The following is a 19212-nucleotide window of genomic DNA, read 5'->3' as shown; positions in this document are numbered from 1 at the left end:
GCTGGATTGTCTGATTTGCCTGGGGAGAGGCTCCATGAAGTTACTGGTCGTCGAAGATGAAGCGCTGTTGCGTCATCACCTGCAAACCCGGCTGGCCGACAGCGGCCATGTGGTGCAGGCCGTGGCCAACGCCGAAGAGGCCTTGTACCAGACCCGGGAATTCAACCATGACCTGGCGGTGATCGATCTGGGCCTGCCCGGCATCAGCGGGCTGGAGTTGATTCGTCGGCTGCGCGCCCAGGACAAGACGTTTCCGATCCTGATCCTGACCGCACGCGGCAACTGGCAGGACAAGGTCGAAGGCCTGGCTGCCGGTGCCGACGACTACGTGGTCAAGCCGTTTCAGTTCGAAGAGCTGGAGGCCCGGTTGAACGCCCTGTTGCGCCGCTCCAGCGGTTTCACCCAATCGACCATCGTCGCCGGCCCGTTGCTGCTGGACCTCAACCGCAAGCAGGCGTCCCTCGGCGAGGAACCGCTGGCGTTGACGGCCTACGAATACCGCATCCTGGAGTACCTGATGCGCCATCACCAGCAGGTGGTGGCCAAGGACCGCTTGATGGAGCAGCTTTACCCCGATGACGGCGAGCGCGATCCCAATGTCATCGAAGTGCTGGTAGGGCGCCTGCGCCGTAAACTGGAAGCCCCGGCCGGCTTCAAGCCCATCGACACCGTGCGGGGCTTGGGTTATCTGTTCAACGAGCGCTGCCAGTGATCCGTTCGCTTCGGCTGCGGCTGATGCTGGCCGCGATGACCCTGGCGGTGCTGTTCATGCTGGCCTTGTTGCCGGCCATGCAAGGTGCGTTCAGCCTCGCGTTGCAGGAATCCATCGAGCAACGCCTGGCCTCGGACGTGACCACGCTGATTTCCGCCGCCCGGGTGGAAAACAACCGCTTGAAGATGCCAGCGCAGTTGCCCGATGAACGTTTCAACCTCGCCGATGCCCGCCTGCTGGGCTACATCTATGATCGCGAGGGGCGCCTGGTCTGGCGGTCGAAGGCTACCCAGGAAGAGAACATCAACTACACGCCGCGCTATGACGGCCAGGGCAACCAGTTCGCCCGCATCCGCGAGAACAACGGCCAGGAGTTTTTTGTCTACGACGTCGAGGTCAAGCTGCTCGGTGGCCAGAGTGCGGCGTTCAGCATCGTCACCCTGCAACCGGTGCGCGACTACGAAGTGACCTTGCAAGGGCTGCGGGACAATCTCTACCTGGGCTTTGGCGCGGCCCTGGCGGTGTTGCTGGCCCTGTTGTGGATCGGCCTGACCTGGGGCCTGCGAGCGTTGCGGCGCCTGAGCCAGGAACTGGACGAAATCGAAAGCGGAGCCCGGGAAAGCCTCAGTGCCGAGCACCCTCGGGAACTGTTGCGCCTGACCGGTTCCCTCAACCGCTTGCTCCACAGCGAGCGGGAGCAGCGCAGCCGTTATCGCGACTCCCTCGATGACCTGGCCCACAGCCTGAAAACCCCGCTGGCGGTGTTGCAGGGCGTCAGCGAAGACATGGCCCGGCGCCCCGAGGACCGTGGCCAGGCCTGGGTCCTGCAAACCCAGATCGAGCGCATGAGCCAGCAGATCGGCTACCAGTTGCAGCGCGCCAGCCTGCGCAAGAGCGGGCTGGTGCGCCATCAGGTGCGCGTGCGCCCGGTGCTGCAAAGCCTGTGCGACACCTTGGACAAGGTCTATCGCGACAAGCGGGTCACGGTCAGTTTCGATCTGCCGGAGCACTGCCAGGTGCCGATCGAACAGGGCGCCTTGTTGGAGATGCTCGGTAACCTGCTGGAGAACGCCTATCGATTGTGCCTGGGCGAGGTGCGCGTCAGCGTGCACCAGACCCTGGGTGGCACGGAGTTGACTGTCGAGGATGACGGGCCGGGCGTGCCCCCCGACCAGCGTGCGCGGATTCTCCAGCGGGGCGAGCGCCTGGATCGCCAGCATCCGGGGCAGGGCATTGGCCTGGCGGTGGTCAAGGACATCATCGAAAGCTATGGCGCCCGGCTGGCCCTGGGGGATTCAGAACTGGGCGGGGCGACTTTCCGGATTCATTTTCCGGTGGTTTGACTGGGATGTTTTCGGTGTGTTTGCGGGCCTCATCGCGAGCAAGCTCGCTACCACATTGGATTTTCGGCGCTCACAAATCCCCTGTGGGAGTGAGCTCGCTTGCGATGAGGCCCGTCAGCACGACACAAAAAACAATCAGGAAGTCAGCTCTCCAACTCCCTGTAAGCCCCCGGCGTCAGCCCCGTCCACTTCTTGAACGCCCGGTGAAACGCCGATGGTTCGGAGAAACCCAACTGCTCGGCAATCTGTTGCAACGACAGGTCCGCACGCCCCAAATGGTAGATGGCGATATCCCGCCGTAGCTGATCCTTGAGTTCCTGGAAGCTGGTGCCTTCTTCCCGCAGGTGCCTGCGCAGGGTCTGCGGGCTGATGTGCAAATGGGCGGCAACGGTGTCCAGGTCGGGCCAGCGTGCCGTGTCGCGGCTGAGCAGGCGGCGCAGTTGGCTGCTCAGGCTATGGCCATCGTCCGGGCGCGACAACAGGTCGGCGGGGGAGTGTTCGAGGAAATGCTTGAGGGTGCGTTCATCCTGCAGCAGCGGCATGTCCAGGTAGCGTCGGTGGAACAACAGGCTGCTGGCGGGTGCGTCGAACACCCGCGGGTAGGGGAACAATAAGTCGTATTCGGCCCCGTGGGCGGGCCTGGCGTAGCCGAAGGCCACCTGCTCCAGGCCGATGCGCTGGCCGATCAGCCAACTGGCGAGGCGATGCCAGACCACCAGCAGGCTTTCGGTCAGGAAGTGATCCGGGTCCCACAGTGTCGAATCGTCCAGCACCAGCCGTACGCGTTCGTCTTCGGTTTCCAGCGTCAGGCGCGGGGCGTCGGGGAACAAGCTGTAGAACAGCAAGCCGCGCTGAAGGGCCTTGCCCAAGGTCCGACAGTGGATCAGTGCGTGACACATCATGGCAAACGTCCCGGGTTTACTCGCCGCCCGGCCGAACCCCAGGTATTCGTCCTCCATTGCCAGCCATAGGGCCTGCAACAGGCGGGCGAACTGCTCTGGCGCAATCCGCGCTCGCGGCTCATCCAGCAACTCGGGGCTGATGCCCAGCTGTTGCAGCAAAGGCAAATAGTCGAAGCCTTGCCGACGCGCGCCGCCCAGGGCTGCGCGGGCGAAGTGGCTGGCAATCGTGCGTTGGCGCATGGCAGAAAATCCGTCCGTTAAGCGGACGAATGGTAGCAGGGGGGCGAGGTTGGACAAGGCGGATATCCGCCAAATCCCGGAGCGGTAAACAACCTGCGGGCGGAAATCCGCCATCTTTGACCGTCCTGTTTAAGCCCGGATGAATCCACGAACCCTTCTGTTATGGGGGTTGCAGGGCTTTTCAAAAAAATGGCACGGGGCTTGCGATAGAGCCAGCAGGTCTGCCGCGTGCAGCCGAAAAAAACAAATCCCTCCAGTGCAGGAGGGTTCGCAATTGAGGTGCCGTGGACGACAGGTGGATGTCGTCATGCGGGACTCTTGAGGAAGGTTTGCCATGACGACTCGTCAGCCACTGTACAAATCCCTGTATTTCCAGGTGATCGTAGCCATTGCCATCGGCATTTTGCTCGGTCACTTCTACCCGCAGACCGGTGTTGCCCTCAAGCCATTCGGCGACGGGTTCATCAAACTGATCAAAATGGTCATTGCCCCCATCATTTTCTGTACGGTCGTCAGTGGTATCGGCGGCATGCAGAACATGAAGTCGGTGGGCAAGACTGGCGGCTACGCGCTGCTGTACTTCGAAATCGTTTCCACCATCGCCCTGCTGATCGGCCTGGTCGTGGTCAACGTCGTGCAACCGGGCGCCGGCATGCACATCGACGTGTCGACCCTGGACACCAGCAAGATCGCCGGTTTCATCAGTGCCGGTAAAGACCAGAGCATCATTGCCTTCATCCTCAACGTGATCCCGAACACCATCGTGGGTGCGTTCGCCAACGGCGACATCCTGCAAGTGCTGATGTTCTCGGTGCTCTTCGGTTTCGCTTTGCATCGCCTGGGTTCCTACGGCAAGCCGGTGCTGGACTTCATCGATCGCTTCGCCCATGTCATGTTCATCATCATCAACATGATCATGAAGCTGGCGCCTATCGGTGCGTTCGGTGCCATGGCGTTCACCATCGGCGCCTACGGTGTCGGTTCGCTGGTACAACTGGGCCAGCTGATGATCTGCTTCTACATCACCTGTGTGGTGTTCGTACTGGTGGTACTGGGTGCCATCTGCCGCGCCCACGGCTTCAGTGTCGTCAAGCTGATCCGCTACATCCGTGAAGAACTGCTGATTGTGCTGGGTACTTCCTCCTCGGAATCGGCCCTGCCTCGCATGCTGATCAAGATGGAGCGCCTGGGTGCCAAGAAGTCGGTCGTAGGCCTGGTCATCCCGACGGGCTACTCGTTCAACCTCGACGGTACTTCGATCTACCTGACCATGGCTGCGGTGTTCATCGCACAGGCCACCGACACCCCGATGGACCTGACTCACCAGATCACCCTGCTGCTGGTGCTGTTGTTGTCGTCCAAAGGTGCGGCTGGCGTGACCGGTAGCGGCTTCATCGTACTGGCGGCCACCCTGTCGGCCGTGGGCACCTTGCCGGTGGCCGGCCTGGCACTGATCCTGGGGATCGACCGCTTCATGTCCGAAGCCCGTGCCCTGACCAACCTGGTGGGCAACGCCGTCGCCACGATCGTGGTTGCCAAGTGGGTCAAGGAACTGGACGAAGACCAGTTGCAGACCGAGCTGGCTTCCGGTGGCCGCGGTATCTCCGACGTTCGTGAAGAAGACGACGTGGTTGCAACGGCTGAAACCGTGCCAGCGAAGTAATCTTCAGGCTGCAATGAAAAACCCGCTTCGGCGGGTTTTTTTATGGCGGTCATTTTTCACCGTGGTTGAACCCGGTGGGAGCAGGCTCCCGTCGACCTTGCCTCTACATTGGCTTCCTTGAGCACAATCGTCATTCAACGTGACGAATACGGTAATTGCCCCACCGCCAGACCCTGCCTAGTCTTCAGCCATCACCCTCCCGGAGATCGCCCATGCAAGGTCCACTGGCATCGCTCAAGGTTCTGGACTTCTCGACCCTGCTGCCTGGCCCGTTCGCCTCGCTGTTGCTGGCGGACATGGGGGCCGAGGTGCTGCGCATCGAGTCGCCGACCCGTCAGGACTTGCTGCGGGTGCTGCCGCCCCACGACCAGGGCATATCCGCCAGCCATGCCTACCTCAACCGCAACAAACGCAGCCTGGCCCTGGACCTCAAGCAGCCGGAAGCGTTGGAGGTGGTCACGCAGTTGTTGGGGGACCACGACATCCTGCTAGAACAGTTCCGCCCCGGCGTGATGGAGCGGCTGGGCCTGGGCTACGAGGCCTTGAAAGCCATCAACCCGCGGCTGATCTACGTGTCGATCACCGGCTACGGCCAGAGTGGGCCTTATAAGGACCGTGCCGGTCACGACATCAACTACCTGGCCCTGGCGGGGCTGGCCAGCCACACCGGTCGTGCCGGCAGCGGGCCGTTGCCGCTGGGCATCCAGGCGGCGGACATCGCCGGCGGTTCGCTGCACGGGGTGATCGGACTGCTGGCGGCCGTCATCGCCCGTCAACAGACTGGGCAGGGTCAGCACTTGGACGTGAGCATGACCGACTGTGTGTTCAGCCTCAACGCCATGGCTGGCGCCGGTTTCCTGGCCTGCGGTGTGGCACCGGGCTGGGAGAACCAGATGCTCAACGGCGGTAGCTTCTATGACTATTACCGCACCCGCGATGGTCGTTGGATGTCGGTGGGCAGCCTGGAGCCGGCCTTCATGCAGGCGCTGTGCGCGGCCTTGGGGCGGCCGGAACTGGCGGCCCAGGGGGTGTCGCCCAAGCCTGAGCAACAACGCCTGCTCAAGCAGGCATTGCAAACCGAGTTCGAGAAGCATGATTTTGCCGAGCTGTGCAGCGTGTTTGCAGGGATCGATGCGTGTGTGGAACCGGTGTTGAGCTTGGAAGAAGCGGTCCGGCATCCGCAATTACAGGCCCGGGACGTGGTGACTCAAGTGCCTCGGGGCGATGGTTCGAGCCAGGCGCAGATGGCCTGTCCGTTAAAGTTTTCCGAGGGGTTGCCCGAACCTCGGCATATTGGCGCGGCGCTGGGGGCCCATACGGATCAGGTGTTGGGGGAGTTGGGGTTCAGTGCGCAGCGGATCGCTCAATTGCGGGATGCCAAGGTGATCTTGTAGTGCCCTTTAGGGCCTCTTCGCGAGCAAGCTCGCTCCCACACTGGATCTTGGGCGTTAACAAATCCCTGTGGGAGCGGGCTTGCTCGCGAAGGGGCCATCCCAGACCCCATAAAGCCTGTTACTCCACCCGCATCTCACCACTGAACACCAACGTCCCGCGACAGCGACGGCACAAATACCGCCGTCCCTGGCGCACCAGGCTGTGGCGCTGGGCCGAGAACGGGAAGTCGCTGCCTTCGCAAGGGCACTTGTAGATGTAGCGGGTCACGCTGCGGCGTTTGATTTCGTAGGTATGGCAACGGTTGGGCGGTAGTTCGTACACCCCGCGCATGATCAGTTGCCATTCTTCGCCGTGGGGCTGGATGCGTTCGCCAAACAGTTGGTGGGCGATCAGGTGCGCGACTTCGTGGGCGACGGTCTGCTTGAGGAAATCTTCGGCGTTTTCACGGTACAACTGTGGATTGAAGCGCAGCAGGTTCTCATGCAAGTGCGCGACACCGGCCTTCTGGCCACGCAATTTGAAGCTGACCACCGGGCGTTTGAAAGGACGCTTGAAAAAGGACTCGGCTTGTTGGTAACACTCTTCGACGCGGGTATTGAGTTGCTCGAGCATGCTTTACGGGTCTCCAGAAGCCCGAGTATGCCGCAAGCGTCGGCCGTTGCGAATCGTCCAGGCGCCCAGTGGTCGTTTCAAGCACAGGAAGGCCGCCTTGCGGCGGCCTGTGTCGGCAGATCCTGCTTTTTTATAGGAGGGCACTACTTCAGTTGGTATAGACCGGGCCGACGCCCAGCCCCCAGACGATTACCGTGAACGCCATGATGGCCACCAGCACCACCAGGCCGACGGCGAGTACTGAACTGGAAAACAGAAAGCCTTCGTCCTGGGGAATGTTCATGAACGTGGGCAGGCCCACATACAGCAGGTAGACCGTGTAGCAGATCGCCGCCGTGCCGACGATCATCCCCAGCCACATGTGCGGGTAGAGCGCCGCCAGGCCGCCGATGAACAAGGGTGTAGCGGTGTAGGTGGCGAACGCAACGCAACGGGCCAGGCTTGGATTGGCGTCGTAGGTGCGAGCCATCCAGTGGATGAAGGCACCCATGACCGCCACGCCGCCCAACATGGCCAGGTACGACATGATGGTCATCCACAGCGCACTTTCCTGAGTGAGCATGACCGGTGGACGATTGCCGATGACCCATCCCACCTGCGTGGTGCCGATGAATGCCGAAACCGCGGGAATGGCCGCCAGGATCAGCGTGTGGGTGAGGTACATGTGGCTGATGCTTTCCTCCTGATCGCCACGGATTTCTTTCCATTCTTGATCAGGGTGGGTAAAGAGCCCCACGACATGATGGATCATAGTCAGTCACTCCTTTGTTATTGCCATCGCCCCCCAACGGAGCGCCTACGGGCCAAAAGGCCAAGTAAGTAAAGGTCTGGATATGTGTGCGACCTTATGTCGCAGTATAGAAAGGAGTTACTCCGAGGGGGATGGGGGGCTTAGAGCAAATCGCGCTGTCGGTTGGCGGGTTAATCGCCGATAGGTCTGTATGCATTGCGGGAGGCCAGGGATCTGACCTGTGGCGAGGGGATTTATCCCCGTTGGGCCGCGCAGCGGCCCCTTCGTCAGGTTTGAAATATTGCAGGGGCCAGCGGGTTGGGGGCGCTTAGCGCCCAACGGGGATAAATCCCCTCGCCACAATGGCGTCCGTCACGAGCCTTCGCCCGGAGCAGGTTTTTTGCGTAAAATGCCGGCCTTTCGTCACACCTCACGGATTTCGCGTCATGGGCACTCTTACGGTCAACCAGAACAAACTGCAAAAGCGTCTGCGCCGCCTGGCCGGTGAGGCGGTCGCCGATTTCAACATGATCGAAGACGGCGACAAGGTCATGGTCTGCCTGTCCGGCGGCAAGGACAGCTACACCTTGCTCGATGTGCTGATGCATCTGCAGAAGGTTGCGCCGATCAAGTTCGACATCGTCGCGGTGAACATGGACCAGAAGCAGCCCGGGTTCCCCGAGCATGTGCTGCCGGCCTACCTCGAGTCGCTGGGTGTGGAATACCACATCGTCGAGAAAGATACCTATTCGGTGGTCAAGGAACTGATTCCAGAAGGCAAGACCACCTGTTCGCTGTGCTCGCGCCTGCGTCGCGGTACGCTCTACACCTTCGCCGACGAGATCGGGGCGACCAAGATGGCCCTGGGGCACCACCGCGATGACATCGTCGAGACCTTCTTCCTGAACATGTTCTACAACGGCTCGCTCAAGGCCATGCCGCCCAAGCTGCGAGCCGATGACGGGCGCAACGTGGTGATCCGCCCGCTGGCCTATTGCAGCGAGAAAGACATCCAAGCCTATTCGGATTTCAAGCAGTTCCCGATCATCCCCTGCAACCTGTGCGGCTCCCAGGAAAACCTGCAGCGCCAGGTGGTCAAGGAGATGCTCCAGGAGTGGGAACGCAAGACCCCGGGCCGTACCGAGAGCATTTTCCGCGGTTTGCAGAATGTCATCCCGTCGCAACTGGCGGACCGCAACCTGTTTGACTTCACCAACCTGCGCATCGACGAAAACGCCACGCCGCGGTTCGTCAATGTGGTGAACCTCTGACGCTTCCAAGCGCTTTATTCACGGCGCTCGCGGGCGCCGTTTTCATTTCTTGAACCAGGAGAGGGCATGCGCGATTACAAGTGGCTGCATGAGTATTGTCTGAATCGCTTCGGTTCGGCGGCGGAACTGGAAGCCCATCTGCCTGTTCCCAAGACCCCGGCGCAACTGCGCAAGATCAGCGACGACCGCTACCTCTCGACCATGGCGCTACGGGTGTTCCGCGCCGGGCTCAAGCACAGCCTGGTGGACGCCAAGTGGCCGGCCTTCGAAGAGGTGTTCTTCAAGTTCGACCCGGAGAAAGTCGTGCTGATGAGCGCCGAGCACCTGGAGCGGCTGATGCAGGATGCGCGGATCATCCGCCACCTGGGCAAGCTCAAGAGCGTGCCGCGCAATGCGCAATTGATAGTGGACGTGGCCCATGAGAAGGGCAGCTTCGGCGCGCTGGTCGCCGACTGGCCGGTGACCGACATCGTTGGTTTGTGGACCTACCTGAAAAAGCACGGCCATCAGTTGGGCGGCCTGTCGGCGCCACGTTTCTTGCGGATGATGGGCAAGGACACCTTCGTGCCCAGCTATGACGTGGTGGCCGCGCTCAATGCCCAGGACATCATCGACAAAGTCCCCACCAGCCTGCGGGACCTGGCGACGGTGCAGAACGCCTTCAACCAGTGGCATGAACAGAGCGGTGGGCGGCCGATGAGCCAGATTTCGATGATGCTGGCGTTCACCGTCAATCATTGAGACCGCGTCGCGCCCATCGCGAGCAAGCTCGCTCCCACAGGGGATTTGTGAACACCACAAGACCTCATGTGGGGGCGAGCCTGCTCGCGATGGCGGCCTCTCCCACAGGGGATTTGTGAACACCACAAGACCTCATGTGGGAGCGAGCTTGCTCGCGATGGCGGCCTATCAGGCGACGGAGACCTCGCCTTCGCCCGCCAGCCGCCGATTCAACTGAAACCGCCAGCGCACATACAGCAGGGCCGAGCAGAACACTGCCACGCTCGCCGCCATTTCCAGTACGCCGAACAGCTGCCGGTTCGGGTCATAGGCCGCCAGCGCGCCCTTGATGAAATACAGGTTCACCACGAAGCACATCCACGAGTGTCCGCGGGCGCTGCCGCTGAGCATGCCGGGTGCGAGTATCAGCAGCGGCACCAGTTCGATCAGCAGGATCACCCAGGGGCGCGCGCCGTGCAGGTCGGCGATCAGCAAGTAGTAGGCGCTGAGCAACCCCACCAGGCCAAAAAAACACAGCAGGCTAAGGACGCGGGCGAGGCGTACGCGCGGTTCGAGCCATTGGATGGAAGGCAGGATCTTGGGCTTCTTAGCCACGGCCGTTCTCCAGCAGCAGGGCGGTTTTCGCCAGGCGCGAACCCAAGGCGCGACACAGGGCGACTTCATGTTCGTTCAAGCCGCTTTTACCGTCGGCGCCGGCGTGATGGCTAGGGCCGTAGGGCGTACCGCCGCCCTGGGTGTCGATCAGGGCCGACTCGCTGTAGGGCAGGCCGGTGATCAGCATGCCGTGGTGCAACAGTGGCAGCATCATCGACAGCAGGGTGGTTTCCTGGCCGCCGTGCAGGCTTGCCGTGGAGGTGAAGACCCCGGCTGGCTTGCCCACCAGTGCGCCGGTCAGCCACAGGTTGCTGGTGCCGTCGAGAAAGTATTTGAGCGGCGCAGCCATGTTGCCGAACCGGGTCGGGCTGCCCAAGGCCAGGCCGGCGCAGTTCTTCAGGTCATCGAGGCTGGCGTAGAGCGGGCCTTGTTCGGGGATGTCCGGGGAAACCGCTTCGCACTCGGTGGAAATCGCCGGCACCGTGCGCAGGCGGGCTTCCAACCCGGCCTGCTCGACACCGCGGGCGATCTGCCGGGCCATTTCGTTGGTGGAGCCGCTGCGGCTGTAATACAGCACCAGGATGTACGGTGTGCTCACGGCAGGATCTCCAGGATCTTTTCCGGCGGACGACCGATCACGGCCTTTTCACCGGTTTCCAGAATCGGCCGTTCCATGAGTTTCGGGTGCGCGGCGATGGCTGCGATCAACTGGGCCTGGCTCAGGCTTTCGTCGGCCAGGTTCAAGTCCTTGTATTCATCCTCACCGGTGCGCAGCAACTGCCGGGCGCTGAGGCCGAGCTTGCCCAGCAGGCGTTCCAGTTGCGCGGCGTCGAGGGGGGTCTCCAGGTAGCGGACCACGGTGGGCGTCAGGCCGCGGGCCTCCAACAGTTCCAGCGCACCGCGGGATTTCGAGCAGCGCGGGTTGTGATAAAGCGTCAGATCGGTCATGAGCGGGTCGCATCTTGCGTAAGGTGGCGGCTATTCTACTGTGCCGCGAGGCGCCCGGCATCTTGAGAGAGGCAATGGCGCGCGGCAGCGTTCACATTCAGACAAGGATTGGCACATGGCAAGGCGATTGATAGCGGCACTGGCATTGATGGGAAGCTTGTTGCTTGCCGGCTGTGGAAACGACTACGGGGTGGACCAGAACGGCCAGGCCATCGCCTCGCAGCGGCTGGACGAACAATGGCTGGTGCTCAACTACTGGGCGGAATGGTGCGCACCGTGCCGCACCGAAATCCCGGAATTCAATGCCTTGGCCGAACAGCTCAAGGGGCGCAACGTCGGTGTGTTCGGGGTCAACTTTGATCAGGTCCAGGGCGAAGAACTCAAGAGTGCCAGCGACAAGATGGGGATTCGCTTCACGGTGCTGGCCCGGGATCCGGCCGAGCTCTTCGACCTCCCGCGCAGCGAAGGATTGCCGGTGACCTATATCATCGATAACCAGGGCAAGGTCCGCGAGCAGTTGCTGGGTGAACAGACGGCGGCGGGGGTGATGGCCAAGCTTGAGGCGCTGCAGGCGTTGAAGTAACGCGCTGTGACGGGACTGTTGTAGGAGGCTGTGTGGCGAGGGGATCCATGCCAGATTCAGGATCTTTCCCTTGAGGTATCAGCCTTCTTCCAGCCACCAGCGCAGCGGCTTGCCCTGGGCGGGCCAGAAGCGCATCTGCTCGATGGGCGAGATGTCCCAGCGTTCGACCTTTTCCAGGGCCTGCAAGAAGCGCATTTCCTGCTCCATCACGGCCGGGGCGCAGAGCTTGCGGGTGCTGCCGATCTTGCCGAAGCTCAAACTGTGGCCTTCCAGGGTATAGGGCGCGAACCAGTGGTTGCAGCCGCCGTTGCCATAGGCCCGGCCGTCGTCCCCAAGGGTGATGGTCAGGTGGCTATAGTCCATCAAAGGCCGTTCGCCGATCCATTCCAGGATATAGCTGCGGTTATGTTGCAACTGCACAGGTTCAGCGGCACACCCCATCAGGCTCATGCCGATCGACGCGGACAGGGCCAAACGTTTCATCAGGCGGCTTCCTGGCATGTCGGGCAGAGGTGCTTTTCACCCTGGGTGGTCCAGCCCAACTCGGCGATGCGGGCGCTGGCCGCCGGTTTCTGGGCCTTGACGCCGAGCTTGGCATCGACGGCGAATTCGAAGCTCAGTGCCTTGGCGCAACCGTCGCAGTTGACCTGCCAGGTATGGATCGCCAGCTCGCCGAACACCGGGCCGGTGGTCATGGCCGTCCATTGGCCCATGGGCTTGAGCAGGTGCCGCACGGTATCTACGGTCAGGCGCATGGACAAGTCCGTGCTGCCCTTGAGCGTGACGAGCAACACATCGTTGGCCTGGATCGAACCGCCATTGCCGGTGACCTGGTAGCGGCCCGGCGCCAGGGCACGGACTTCGGTCAAGGTGTGCTGCGGGTTCATCAGGGTGTAGCGGAAATCGTGTTCGGCCATGGGTCCTCCAAATAGGCGCGACATGCTAGCACGGGGCATGGCTGGGGATGGGCAACCACGAGTCTTGCCGACGAAACTCCATCCTGTGGGAGTTATGTGTTGGCTGATAGAGCAGGTCAGCCATCTACCAGGTTTTGTGGCGTGCCGGCCGCCCAGGCGGCGATGTTGTCCAGGGTGGTCATGGCAATCGCCGCCAAGGCTTCGTGGGTCAGGAACGCCTGGTGGGCGGTGACGATCACGTTGGGGAAGGTCAACAGCCGTGCCAGCACGTCATCCTGCAGAGGCAAGTCGGAGCGGTCCTTGAAAAACAACTGCGCCTCTTCCTCGTACACGTCCAGCCCCAGGTAGCCCAACTGACCGCTTTTCAACGCCTCGATCAAGGCCGGTGTGTCCACCAGACCGCCGCGCCCGGTATTGATCAGCATGGCGCCGCGTTGCATGGCGGCCAGCGTTCGGGGGTTGATCAGGTGTCGGCTCTGTTCGTTCAGCGGGCAATGCAGACTGATGATCTGCGCGTGCGCCAGCAGTTCGTTCAAGGACACGTAGCGGGCGCCCAAGGCTTCGACCTGTGGGTTGGGGTAGGGGTCGTAGGCCAGCAGTTGGCAGCCGAAACCGGCCATGATCCGCGCGAACGTAGCGCCGATCTGCCCGGTGCCGATCACCCCGACGGTCTTGCCCACCAGATCGAACCCGGTCAACCCATGGAGGCTGAAGTTGCCGTCCCGGGTGCGGTTGTAGGCGCGATGCAGGCAGCGATTGAGGGCCATGATCAACGCCACGGCATGTTCGGCCACGGCATGGGGCGAATAGGCCGGGACCCGGACGATGCTCAAGCCCAGGCGCTTGGCGGCAGGCAGGTCGACATGGTTGTAGCCGGCCGAACGCAGGGCGATCAGCCGCGTGCCGCCTGCGGCCAGCTGTTCCAGCACCGGGGCGCTCAGGTCATCGTTGATGAACGCACAGACCCCTTCATGCCGTTCGGCCAGGGCCACGGTGTCCAGGTTCAGGCGGGCGGGCTGGAACTGCAATTGAAGGCCCGCAGGCACGGGGGCTTGGGTGAAACTGTCGCGGTCGTAGGTTTGGCTGCTGAAAAAGATCACGCGCATGGCGGCCTCCTGGCACTGGGATGGACTCAGCTTAATCGTGATCGGCTGTGCAGCCATTGCCCTGGATCAGGCGCTGATGCGCGCCTCGCTGGCCAGGCGGTTGATGGCGCGCTCCAATTCTTCCAGGGCGATGGCAGCCTTGGGGTCCTGTTGCTTGAGCAGGGTTTCGCTGCGCTGGCAGGCCGCCCGCAATTGCGGCACGCCGCAGTAGCGGGTGGCGCCGTGCAGGCGGTGGACCCGTTCGATCAGGGCGTTGTGATCGTTGGCCTCGTTGGCTTGGCGGATCGCTTCGCGGTCGGCTTCCAGGGACGCCAGCAGCATCGCCAGCATGTCTGCCGCCAGGTCAGCCTTGCCGGCGGCCAGGCGCAAGCCTTCTTCGTGATCGAGCACCAGCAGTTCGCCGCCACCCAGGGCATCGCTGTTGCGCTCCGGCGATTGGTTGCGCAGCGCCAGGCCGGTCCATTTGAGCACCACTTGGGCCAGTTGCCGTTCGCTGATGGGTTTGGTCAGGTAGTCGTCCATGCCGCTTTGCAGCAGGGCGCGCTTTTCGTTGGCCATGGCGTGGGCGGTGAGGGCGACGATGGGCAGTGGCGTGCAGTGGCGCTCGCTTTCCCACTGGCGGATCGCCTCGGTGCTCTGGCGACCGTCCATGCCAGGCATCTGCACGTCCATCAACACCAGGTCGAAGGTTTCCTTCTGCACGGCCTTGACCGCCGCATAGCCGCTTTCCACCGCCAGTACCTTGGCGCCCATGTCTTCGAGCAGGGTCTGCACCAGCAACAGGTTGGCCGGGTTGTCGTCCACGCACAGCACTTTCGGGGCGCGGCTGGAAACCGGTTCGCTGGGTTCGCTGCGGGTCGGGCGTGGGTTGACCAGGTCGGACAGCGAGCGGCGCAACTTGCGGGTGCAGGCTGGCTTGGCCTGCAACTGACTGTGGGGGTTGGGCACCGAGAGGTGGTACAGGGTCTGTTCGGTGGTAGGGCACAGCACGAGCACTTTGCAGCCCAGGTGCTCAAGGTCCCAGATATGCTGGTTGAGGCGCTCCGGCGGCATGTCGTTACTGGTGATGCCCAGCACGGCCAGGTCGATTGCCTGGTCGGTCTGGTGGGCGACGGTAATGCCGTTGGTCAGGCTCTCCAGGGTGATGAACGGCGTCACTTGCAGGCCGCAGTCTTCGAGCTGGTGCTGCAAGGCCTGGCGGGCCAGTTCGTGGTTCTCCAGCACCGCCACGCGTCGGCCCAGCAACGGCGGCCCAGGCAGGTCCTCGGCATCGTCGCGGGTCTTGGGCAGGCGCAGGCTGATCCAGAACTCCGAGCCTTCGCCTGGTGTGCTGTCGACGCCGATCTCGCCGCCCATCTGCTCCACCAGGCGTTTGGAAATCACCAGCCCCAGACCCGTGCCACCCGGCTGCCGCGACAGCGAGTTGTCGGCCTGGCTGAATGCCTGGAACAGCGCCCGCACGTCCTGGCTGGACAGGCCGATGCCGGTGTCCTGGACGCTGATGCGCAATTGCACGCTGTCTTCGTGCTCGTCTTCGAGCATGGCCCGGGCGACGATGGTGCCCTCGCGGGTGAACTTGATGGCGTTGCTCACCAGGTTGGTGAGGATCTGCTTGAGGCGCAGTGGATCGCCCACCAGCGACAGCGGGGTATCCCGGTAGACCAGGCTCACCAGTTCCAACTGCTTGGCGTGGGCAGCGGGGGCCAGGATGGTCAGGGTGTCCTGCAGCAGGTCCCGCAGGTTGAACGGAATGTTGTCGAGCACCAGCTTGCCGGCCTCGATCTTCGAAAAGTCGAGGATCTCGTTGATGATCCCCAGCAGGCTGTCGGCGGACTTTTCGATGGTGCCCAGGTAGTCGAGCTGGCGCGGAGTCAGTTCGCTCTTTTGCAGCAGGTGGGTAAAACCGAGGATGCCGTTGAGCGGCGTGCGGATTTCATGGCTCATGTTCGCCAGGAACTCGGATTTGATCCGGCTCGCTTCCAGGGCTTCCTTGCGGGCCAGGTCCAGCTCGATGTTCTGGATCTCGATGGTTTCCAGGTTCTGGCGTACGTCTTCGGTGGCCTGGTCGATGCTGTGCTGCAATTCTTCCTGGGCGTTCTGCAAGGTACTGGCCATGCGATTGATGCCCGAGGCCAGTTCGTCCAGCTCCTGGCTGCCCAGCGGTGGCAGGCGGGTTTCCAGGTGGCCGTCCTTGAGTTGCGCCACGGCTTGCTTGATCTGGCTCAGCGGGCGGTTGATTGTGCGGCCCATGCGCAGGGCCAGCAGCGCGGTCAGGCACAGGCCGGCGGCGATCAGCAGCAGGCTGGCGAACAGGCTGCGATAACCGCGCAACAACATGCCGCTGTGGGATAACTCCAGCTCGACCCAGCCCAGCAGGCGGTGGGCTTCTTCGGGAATCAGTTCGCCCGCCAAATTGCGGTGCTTGCCGAATACCGGCAGCAGGTAGCGCGTGGCGTCGTTACCGGTGCGTTGCAGCAACTGCGCACTGTTGCCCTCCGGTGCCCGGTTGAGCATGGTCGGGCCGGCGTGGGCCAGCGGCGCGCGATCGGGGGCGAGGAAGGTTACGGCACGTACGTCCGCTTGCTCGAGGGACTGGGTGGCAATACGCTCCAGCAGATCGGTGTCCTGGCGGCTCATGGCCGGGGCGACCAGCGGGGCCAGTTGCTCGGCGATCATCTCGCCCCGTTGCAGCAACTGGGCGTGCAGGTCCGATTGCTGCATCCAGGTGAAATAACCGCCCAGGACCAGCGCCATCAGGCTGGTCGGCAACAGGGTCAGCAACAGCACGCGGCCTTTGATTCCCAGTTTCTTGAGCACACTTGTCTCCTGCATCCAGCGGTCTGATTGAGCGGTGCGCGCATCCGGCACGCATTACCTGCGCAGTGTAGCGATTTGCGGGCGGGGGATCTTCGTAAAATCGTGCCAGCCGTGCATTTGTGCCGTGGGCACCTGCCCACGGCGATAGGTGGCGGTGGCGTCCAGGAGAGCCTTGAGACTGCTGCGCGGCCCGGCACGAGCAAGCGCTCTCGCCACAGCGGCGCCCTCGGCTTTCGCCTCGCTTATTCCCATAAGCCATAACCACCACACTTTGCGTGATATGGCCGCGCCGGGTTTGCCGGTATGATAGGCACCCCCGCAGTCCGGATTGCGAATACGCCATGACTCTGCAGTACCCCACCATCGCCGATTGCGTCGGCAACACTCCGCTGGTCCGCTTGCAGCGCTTGCCCGGCGACACCACCAATACGCTTTTGCTCAAGCTCGAAGGGAATAACCCGGCGGGTTCGGTCAAGGACCGGCCGGCGCTGTCGATGATCACCCGTGGCGAATTGCGCGGGCAGATCCAGCCTGGCGATACGCTGATCGAGGCGACGTCCGGCAACACCGGTATTGCCCTGGCGATGGCGGCGGCGATCAAGGGCTACAAGATGATCCTGATCATGCCCGACAACTCCAGCGCCGAGCGCAAGGCAGCGATGACGGCCTACGGTGCCGAGTTGATCCTGGTGACGCAGGAGGAGGGCATGGAAGGCGCCCGGGACCTGGCCGAGCGCATGCAGGCCGAAGGACGTGGCAAGGTGTTGGATCAGTTCGCCAACGGCGACAATCCCGAAGCGCACTACACCACCACCGGTCCTGAGATCTGGCGCCAGACCGACGGCACGATCACCCATTTCGTCAGTTCGATGGGCACCACCGGCACCATCATGGGCACCTCGCGCTATCTGAAGGAACAGAACCCGAACGTGCAGATCATCGGCCTGCAACCGATGGAAGGCTCGGCCATCCCCGGCATCCGTCGCTGGCCCGAGGAGTATCTGCCGAAGATCTACCAGGCCGAGCGCGTGGACCGCATCATCGACATGGCCCAGAGCGAAGCTGAGGACGTGACCCGTCGCCTGGCGCGCGAAGAAGGCATCTTCTGCGGCGTGTCTTCGGGCGGTGCCGTGGCGGGGATGCTGCGCTTGTCCAAGGAAGTGGAGAATGCGGTGATCGTCGCGATCATCTGTGACCGTGGCGACCGTTACCTGTCGACCGGCATTTTCGACGCGCCCAACTGATGGCCAGGCAAGAAAGAGGCTTGCGCTTCCAGCCCAGCGGCGGAAGCCGGGCCCCGCAAGTGCCCACCGGTAAAAAGCAGCGCTTGACCATTGAGCGCCTGGCCAACGATGGCCGGGGCATTGCGTTTGTCGATGGCCGGACCTGGTTTGTCATCGGCGCCCTGGCCGGCGAAGACGTCGAGGCGCGGGTGCTCGGTGCCCATGGCAAAGTGGTCGAGGCGCGTACCGAGCGCGTGTTCCTGCCCAGTGAACTGCGACGTGCGGCGCCGTGCATCCATGCTGGTCGCTGCGGCGGTTGCAGCGTTCAACATTTGCCCCATGACGAACAACTCGCCCTGAAACAGCGCATGCTCGCCGAGCAACTGTCGCGGGTGGCCGGGGTCGAGCCCGATGAATGGGCCGCGCCGTTGAGTGGGCCGGAGTTCGGTTATCGGCGTCGCGCCCGGGTGGCAGTGCGCTGGGACCAGAAAGCGAAAAAACTCGAAGTCGGTTTCCGCGCCGTCGGCAGCCAGGACATCGTCGCCATCGGTGATTGCCCGGTGCTGGTACAGCCCTTGCAGCCGATCATGAGCCGCCTGCCGGAGATGCTTCGGCGCTTGAGTAAACCCCAGGCGCTGGGGCATGTGGAGTTGTTCGCCGGTTCGTCCCTCGCGGTGTTGCTGCGCCACATGGCGCCGTTGTCGGAGGCCGACCTGACGATCCTCAAGGATTTTTGTGCGTTTCACGAAGCCCAGTTGTGGCTGCACGGTGCAGGTGAGCCGCAACCGGTCGAGCCCGGACAGGCCCTGGGGTTTCGCCTGGATGCCTGGGAACTTGAGCTGGCGTACCGGCCCGGGGATTTCATCCAGGTGAACGCCGGGGTCAACGAGGCGATGATTGCCCAGGCTCTGCAATGGCTGGCGCCGCAGCCCGAGGAACGGGTGCTGGACCTGTTCTGCGGCCTGGGCAACTTTGCCTTGCCGCTGGCCAAAAGCGTGCGCCAGGTGGTGGCCGTCGAAGGCGTGCAAGCCATGGTGGACCGTGCGGCGGCCAATGCCGTCAGCAACAATTTGAATAACACTGCCTTTTTTCAGGCCGATTTATCCCAGCCTCTGGCCGATGCCGAATGGCTCGGCGAAGGCTTTTCTGCGGTACTCTTGGACCCACCCCGTGACGGTGCTTTCGAGGTGGTGCGCAAGCTGTCGTCCCTGGGGGCCAAACGATTGGTCTATGTATCGTGCAACCCGGCAACTTTGGCCCGGGATACGGTCGAACTGATCAAGCAGGGCTACCGGTTAAAACGTGCCGGGATTCTCGATATGTTTCCTCAAACGGCGCATGTCGAGGCCATGGCGTTATTTGAAGCGAGCCAGGATGGCTTGTCCGACTGACCCGTTCGTGCCAACCCGCCACAG

General features: G+C 62.7%; 19 protein-coding genes. 9 read left to right on the top strand and 10 right to left on the bottom strand.

Annotated features, from left to right (window positions below):
• Nucleotides 1-34 precede the first annotated feature (34 nt).
• Nucleotides 35-712, top strand: a complete 678-nt coding sequence (locus tag ACMTA2_RS25130) for a response regulator (protein ID WP_413792235.1) — start codon at nucleotides 35-37, stop codon at nucleotides 710-712.
• Nucleotides 709-2055, top strand: a complete 1347-nt coding sequence (locus tag ACMTA2_RS25125) for an ATP-binding protein (protein WP_413792234.1) — start codon at nucleotides 709-711, stop codon at nucleotides 2053-2055. The genes ACMTA2_RS25130 and ACMTA2_RS25125 overlap by 4 nt, the downstream gene beginning before the upstream one ends.
• A 143-nt stretch (nucleotides 2056-2198) precedes the next feature.
• Here ACMTA2_RS25125 and ACMTA2_RS25120 read toward each other — a convergent pair whose 3' ends face one another.
• A complete protein-coding gene (locus tag ACMTA2_RS25120) occupies nucleotides 2199-3197 on the bottom strand; it encodes an AraC family transcriptional regulator (RefSeq protein WP_413792233.1) in 999 nt (332 codons plus the stop codon).
• 334 nt (nucleotides 3198-3531) lie between these two features.
• Between ACMTA2_RS25120 and ACMTA2_RS25115 the strand changes: the two genes are divergently transcribed.
• Complete coding sequence (locus ACMTA2_RS25115) at nucleotides 3532-4860, top strand: dicarboxylate/amino acid:cation symporter (protein WP_413792232.1); 1329 nt, start codon at nucleotides 3532-3534, stop codon at nucleotides 4858-4860.
• A gap of 212 nt (nucleotides 4861-5072) precedes the next feature.
• Entirely contained in the window at nucleotides 5073-6254 is a 1182-nt protein-coding gene (locus ACMTA2_RS25110; protein ID WP_413792231.1) for a CaiB/BaiF CoA transferase family protein, read from the top strand.
• A 118-nt stretch (nucleotides 6255-6372) separates the two neighbouring features.
• On the opposite strand, the gene ACMTA2_RS25105 is transcribed toward ACMTA2_RS25110, so the two are convergent.
• Both ACMTA2_RS25105 and ACMTA2_RS25100 read right to left on the bottom strand, forming a co-directional pair.
• Entirely contained in the window at nucleotides 6373-6867 is a 495-nt protein-coding gene (locus tag ACMTA2_RS25105; RefSeq protein WP_413792230.1) for a SprT family zinc-dependent metalloprotease, read from the bottom strand.
• 148 nt (nucleotides 6868-7015) lie between these two features.
• A complete protein-coding gene (locus ACMTA2_RS25100; RefSeq protein WP_039591896.1) occupies nucleotides 7016-7618 on the bottom strand; it encodes a Yip1 family protein in 603 nt (200 codons plus the stop codon).
• A 425-nt stretch (nucleotides 7619-8043) separates the two neighbouring features.
• Here ACMTA2_RS25100 and ttcA point away from each other — a divergent pair, with 425 nt between their 5' ends.
• The gene (ttcA, locus tag ACMTA2_RS25095; protein ID WP_063324743.1) at nucleotides 8044-8868 is read left to right on the top strand and encodes a tRNA 2-thiocytidine(32) synthetase TtcA; all 825 of its coding nucleotides are present in this window, start codon (nucleotides 8044-8046) and stop codon (nucleotides 8866-8868) included.
• A 66-nt stretch (nucleotides 8869-8934) separates the two neighbouring features.
• On the top strand, nucleotides 8935-9609 hold the full coding sequence (locus tag ACMTA2_RS25090; RefSeq protein WP_413792229.1) for a DNA-3-methyladenine glycosylase I: 675 nt from the start codon (nucleotides 8935-8937) through the stop codon (nucleotides 9607-9609).
• A gap of 168 nt (nucleotides 9610-9777) precedes the next feature.
• Here ACMTA2_RS25090 and ACMTA2_RS25085 read toward each other — a convergent pair whose 3' ends face one another.
• Genes ACMTA2_RS25085 through arsC form a run of 3 tightly spaced genes read right to left on the bottom strand, consistent with a single transcriptional unit; the run spans nucleotide 9778 to nucleotide 11151 of the window.
• Complete coding sequence (locus tag ACMTA2_RS25085; RefSeq protein WP_413792228.1) at nucleotides 9778-10203, bottom strand: DUF2069 domain-containing protein; 426 nt, start codon at nucleotides 10201-10203, stop codon at nucleotides 9778-9780.
• Entirely contained in the window at nucleotides 10196-10801 is a 606-nt protein-coding gene (gene wrbA / locus ACMTA2_RS25080; protein WP_413792227.1) for an NAD(P)H:quinone oxidoreductase, read from the bottom strand. The genes ACMTA2_RS25085 and wrbA overlap by 8 nt, the downstream gene beginning before the upstream one ends.
• A complete protein-coding gene (gene arsC / locus ACMTA2_RS25075) occupies nucleotides 10798-11151 on the bottom strand; it encodes an arsenate reductase (glutaredoxin) (RefSeq protein WP_413792226.1) in 354 nt (117 codons plus the stop codon). The genes wrbA and arsC overlap by 4 nt, the downstream gene beginning before the upstream one ends.
• Nucleotides 11152-11266: 115 nt before the next feature.
• Here arsC and ACMTA2_RS25070 point away from each other — a divergent pair, with 115 nt between their 5' ends.
• Entirely contained in the window at nucleotides 11267-11734 is a 468-nt protein-coding gene (locus tag ACMTA2_RS25070; RefSeq protein WP_413792225.1) for a TlpA disulfide reductase family protein, read from the top strand.
• A gap of 78 nt (nucleotides 11735-11812) precedes the next feature.
• Here ACMTA2_RS25070 and ACMTA2_RS25065 read toward each other — a convergent pair whose 3' ends face one another.
• From ACMTA2_RS25065 to ACMTA2_RS25050, 4 genes are all read right to left on the bottom strand, one after another.
• Nucleotides 11813-12217, bottom strand: a complete 405-nt coding sequence (locus ACMTA2_RS25065; protein ID WP_413792224.1) for an META domain-containing protein — start codon at nucleotides 12215-12217, stop codon at nucleotides 11813-11815.
• Nucleotides 12217-12651: a hypothetical protein gene (locus tag ACMTA2_RS25060; RefSeq protein WP_413792223.1), complete on the bottom strand. Its 435-nt coding sequence runs from the start codon at nucleotides 12649-12651 to the stop codon at nucleotides 12217-12219. Before ACMTA2_RS25060 ends, ACMTA2_RS25065 begins: the two co-directional genes overlap by 1 nt.
• A gap of 116 nt (nucleotides 12652-12767) precedes the next feature.
• Nucleotides 12768-13757 carry a 2-hydroxyacid dehydrogenase gene (locus ACMTA2_RS25055; protein ID WP_413792222.1) on the bottom strand — a complete coding sequence of 330 codons (990 nt, stop codon included), beginning with the start codon at nucleotides 13755-13757 and terminating at the stop codon, nucleotides 12768-12770.
• 66 nt (nucleotides 13758-13823) lie between these two features.
• Nucleotides 13824-16574 carry a response regulator gene (locus tag ACMTA2_RS25050; RefSeq protein WP_413792221.1) on the bottom strand — a complete coding sequence of 917 codons (2751 nt, stop codon included), beginning with the start codon at nucleotides 16572-16574 and terminating at the stop codon, nucleotides 13824-13826.
• Nucleotides 16575-16915: 341 nt separating this feature from the next.
• Here ACMTA2_RS25050 and cysM point away from each other — a divergent pair, with 341 nt between their 5' ends.
• Together cysM and rlmD are read left to right on the top strand one after the other, a co-directional pair.
• The gene (gene cysM, locus ACMTA2_RS25045) at nucleotides 16916-17818 is read left to right on the top strand and encodes a cysteine synthase CysM (RefSeq protein WP_413792220.1); all 903 of its coding nucleotides are present in this window, start codon (nucleotides 16916-16918) and stop codon (nucleotides 17816-17818) included.
• The gene (gene rlmD / locus ACMTA2_RS25040) at nucleotides 17818-19188 is read left to right on the top strand and encodes a 23S rRNA (uracil(1939)-C(5))-methyltransferase RlmD (RefSeq protein WP_413792219.1); all 1371 of its coding nucleotides are present in this window, start codon (nucleotides 17818-17820) and stop codon (nucleotides 19186-19188) included. The genes cysM and rlmD overlap by 1 nt, the downstream gene beginning before the upstream one ends.
• Nucleotides 19189-19212 lie beyond the last annotated feature (24 nt).

The organism is Pseudomonas medicaginis, assembly GCF_965119365.1.
Classification (GTDB): domain Bacteria; phylum Pseudomonadota; class Gammaproteobacteria; order Pseudomonadales; family Pseudomonadaceae; genus Aquipseudomonas.
Note: the sequence above shows the minus strand (reverse complement) of the source record. Positions and strands in the feature narration are given on the sequence as shown.